The sequence below is a fragment of the Sporomusa sp. genome, from assembly GCF_057736855.1.
Genome location: NZ_JBYKYF010000302.1, coordinates 1 through 3656 on the forward strand (window position 1 = coordinate 1; position 3656 = coordinate 3656).

The following is a 3656-nucleotide window of genomic DNA, read 5'->3' on the forward strand; positions in this document are numbered from 1 at the left end:
TTTTTTGCAAAAAAATGTTGAGGCAGTTCCAGTTGTAGAACTGGTTACCCCAACAATTATTTTACAAAAAAATGCACAGAAGTGACGCTTTATGCCTAATTCCAACATTTTACAGGAAGCTCAATATGAGGGCAAGAGTATGTAATCACCTCTTTGTTACACCAAGGAACGGTTTTGCTGGCGTTATAAGTTGTGCTACAATGAAAGCAGTTCTTAGTTAGAAAGGGTCTGTACTGACTATTCCTAACAGTTAGCAAAATGGTGTGACACGTGATTATGAGGTGAATGATGGTGAAAGTCGCGGCGGTTAAGGTGGATACCTATACTTATACAGAAGTAGAACAAGGACTCAGTGAGGCGTTAGATTTGTTGGGCGGTTTGTCCAATTGGACAAAGTCTGGGGATCGGGTGCTTATCAAACCCAATATACTGGAGGGAGTACCGCCGGAAAAAGCGGTAACCACCCATCCCGAATTAATAAGGGCGCTTATCCGCAAGGTGAAGAGTCTGGGAGCTGTACCGGTTGTTGGCGATTCTGAGATGATGGGCTTTAATCCTGAGGAACTACCGCTTACTTCACTCACGCTGAAAGCAGGTCTTACACTGCCATTAACGGGAATTACTCTGGTGGGTAATGCTCGTGATGTACGATTGCAGTTTATCGGACCTCGCAGCCTAACGTCGTTGGAAGACCGGGTGCCTGCATGGGCAGCTCGCCTGGGTCGGGCCAAGTTAACCGCTAAGCCGCAGATTGCTGGGAATTGTATCGGTTGCGGACGCTGTGCTGCGCATTGTCCGCCCAAGGCGATGCGGTTGTCTGACGGAAAGGTTGTGATTGACTATGAGAACTGCATACGCTGTTACTGTTGTCAGGAACTTTGTCCAGAGGACGCTGTACAGTTGCGGGAGAGTTTTTTGCTAAGACTCATACGCCTGTTCAGCTAAGGAAATGCGAAAGCAGGTGCATAGCCTAAACGGGTTATGCGCCTTTTGTATGTATGGTCTTCTCTTACTCTAAAAATAAAAGAACAGCGACACATAGTCGCTGCCCTTTTGGAATGAAACATAATGGGTGTGACACTAATGAATTGAAACCGTTAGCACTTACCGCAATCTTTTTCCTTATGGCGCTTTTCAACCTTAGATAATTCACGAGCAAATTCGAGATTTTTGCGGTTTTTCTCATTGCGGCATTGTACATTATTTTCGTTCCGGCGTTCATTTTTCATAGTATCACCTCCGATAATTATAGTACCCAGCTATATAAATTAAAATGAATGGTAAATATATATAGATTGACTATGCACTTACGATACCCCTGTCCCTTTTTGACAGGGGGTTATTTTAATTTGATGATCACGCCGAAGCGGAGATGGGGAATATCCATGTTGGTGAATTGGAAGACTATGTAGAGGCATCTTCGAGCACGTTTGTAACCAAGTATTATGTAACATAAGTTTTGACTAACATAGGATGTGAAGCATGAATTGGGATAATATTCCGCTTTTAATTATTCTCGTATTAGCGATGATTGGGAATAATCATTCCGTATCTATAGCTGTTTTGGTACTCTTGATAATCAAATGCATGGGATTGGCACTATGGTTTCCTTTTATCGAGAACTATGGAATCAACATTGGCATTACTATTTTGACCATGGCGGTGTTAGTGCCGATAGCAACTGGTCAGATTTCCACCGATGATATGATGCTTGTTTTCAAAACACAGTCTGGTCTGATTGCCATTCTTATTGGGGTTACGGTATCCTGGGTGGCAACCCAAGGACTATATTTTTTGAAAACGTCGCCTGAGACTACGACTGCTTTAATAATTGGCACCATTGTCGGTGTTTGCTTTTTGCGCGGATTAGCGGTTGGACCGCTTATTGCCGGTGGGGTAGTTGCAATCATCATGAATTTATTGAAGGTAATCAAATCATAGTATATAAGATTTACAGAACTAATTTGCAATAACAAATTTTGCCTTTGTTATACATGCAAAAGAAATCTTTGTACATTGACGAAATACAAAATTAGTATTATAATAGTGTACGTGCTCTTTGTTATGGGAATATATTATGTAATTTTGCTATGTTTATTTTTATTAAAGAGACAAAATTATAGAAATGGGAGTTGTCTTTGGCGTGTTCAAAACCTTATTTTCTGCAATAAGTAAAATCAGCTTGGTCAAGCAGATACTTGTTGGTCTTATTCTAGGTCTACTTGTTGCCTTGTATATGCCAACTCTTGCTAGTAGGGTAGCTCTTTTAGGCACTTTATTTGTTGGTGCGTTAAAAGCTATAGCGCCAGTACTGGTGTTAATCCTGGTTATGAGTGCTCTTTCTAGTCACAAGCAAGGTACACAAACCAATATGAAATCTATTATATTTTTATATCTGTTGGGTACGTTTTCGGCAGCCTTTATTGCTGTGGTCGCAAGCTTCCTCTATCCAGTTGAAATCAAGCTTGCTGCGAATGCGGCAGATCTGACGCCACCCAATGGTATTGTTGAAGTATTGCGTACCCTTGTTTTGAATGTGGTTGCAAATCCAGTGGATGCATTACTGAATGCTAACTATATTGGTATTCTTGCTTGGAGTATCGTTTTAGGTATCGCGCTTCGTCGTGCCAGTGACACCACCAAACAAGTTCTTCAAGGGTTATCTGATGCTGTATCGCAAGTGGTGCGTTGGGTTATCCAATTTGCTCCGTTAGGTATCTTTGGCCTAGTAGCGGATTCTATCTCGCAAAATGGTATTGAAGCTCTTATCGGTTATGGCAAGTTATTAATTCTGCTTTTAGGCTGCATGCTGGTAGTTGCTCTAATTATCAATCCGATTATCGTGTTTTGGAAAATTCGCAGCAATCCATATCCATTAGTTTTTACCTGCTTACGGGAAAGCGGTATTTACGCTTTCTTTACGCGCAGCTCGGCTGCCAATATTCCTGTAAACCTTGCTCTCTGTAAAAAACTAGGTCTTGATCCTGATACGTATTCTATTTCTATCCCTCTTGGCGCGACCATTAACATGGCTGGTGCCGCAGTAACGATTTCCGTACTTGCCTTAGCAGCGGTACATTCCTTAGGGATTTCCGTAGATATCTGGACGGCTCTGCTGCTTAGTGTGGTGTCTACTATTGGTGCATGTGGTGCTTCCGGCGTAGCAGGTGGGTCCCTTTTGCTTGTTCCGATGGCCTGCGCTCTTTTCGGTATCAATAATGATATTGCGATGCAAGTAGTGGGGGTAGGTTTTATTATCGGTGTTTTACAAGACTCTGCCGAAACAGCTATTAACTCTTCTACTGATGTACTTTTTACTGCGGCTGCAGATATCGCTAAGCGTAAAAACCAAGCTTAATCTCATAAGAGCACACAGGATCAGCTAGTAAGCGGCGCCCATCCATGGGGAATGAAGTTTTGTAAGAATTAAGAAATGGAGCCGTTTATTTAAGCAGTGGAAAGTAAAGACTTTCAGAATACTTCTGATGACACGGGTCTTGCTAAATGCAAAGAATCAGGAGCTAAACTTGCGGCCGCTATGGTTTAATAAAGTGAACTGTATTGATTGAAAGATACTGACCGCTTATCTTCAAGGTAAGCGGTTTTTTTAGGCTCTATAATAAATGTTGGGGTAACCAGTTCTACAACTGGAACTG

General features: G+C 41.9%; 4 protein-coding genes. 3 read left to right on the top strand and 1 reads right to left on the bottom strand.

Annotated features, from left to right (window positions below):
- The first annotated feature begins 285 nt into the window (after positions 1–285).
- Complete coding sequence (locus AC29Z1_RS15085; RefSeq protein WP_488272280.1) at positions 286–945, top strand: DUF362 domain-containing protein; 660 nt, start codon at positions 286–288, stop codon at positions 943–945.
- 152 nt (positions 946–1097) lie between these two features.
- On the opposite strand, the gene AC29Z1_RS15090 is transcribed toward AC29Z1_RS15085, so the two are convergent.
- Positions 1098–1229, bottom strand: a complete 132-nt coding sequence (locus AC29Z1_RS15090) for a hypothetical protein (RefSeq protein ID WP_488272281.1) — start codon at positions 1227–1229, stop codon at positions 1098–1100.
- A 253-nt stretch (positions 1230–1482) separates the two neighbouring features.
- Between AC29Z1_RS15090 and AC29Z1_RS15095 the strand changes: the two genes are divergently transcribed.
- Both AC29Z1_RS15095 and sstT read left to right on the top strand, forming a co-directional pair.
- Positions 1483–1941: a DUF441 domain-containing protein gene (locus AC29Z1_RS15095; RefSeq protein WP_488272282.1), complete on the top strand. Its 459-nt coding sequence runs from the start codon at positions 1483–1485 to the stop codon at positions 1939–1941.
- Between the two features lie 184 nt (positions 1942–2125).
- Positions 2126–3358, top strand: coding sequence for a serine/threonine transporter SstT (sstT, locus tag AC29Z1_RS15100; protein WP_488272283.1), 1233 nt, complete (start codon positions 2126–2128; stop codon positions 3356–3358).
- Positions 3359–3656: the final 298 nt, after the last annotated feature.

Bases quoted from the DNA above. Each gene is read 5' to 3' on its own strand.
- AC29Z1_RS15095 (WP_488272282.1), top strand. From the start codon at position 1,483: ATGAATTGGGATAATATTCCGCTTTTAATTATTCTCGTATTAGCGATG.
- sstT (WP_488272283.1), top strand. From the start codon at position 2,126: ATGGGAGTTGTCTTTGGCGTGTTCAAAACCTTATTTTCTGCAATAAGT.
- AC29Z1_RS15085 (WP_488272280.1), top strand. From the start codon at position 286: ATGATGGTGAAAGTCGCGGCGGTTAAGGTGGATACCTATACTTATACA.
- AC29Z1_RS15090 (WP_488272281.1), bottom strand. From the start codon at position 1,229: ATGAAAAATGAACGCCGGAACGAAAATAATGTACAATGCCGCAATGAG.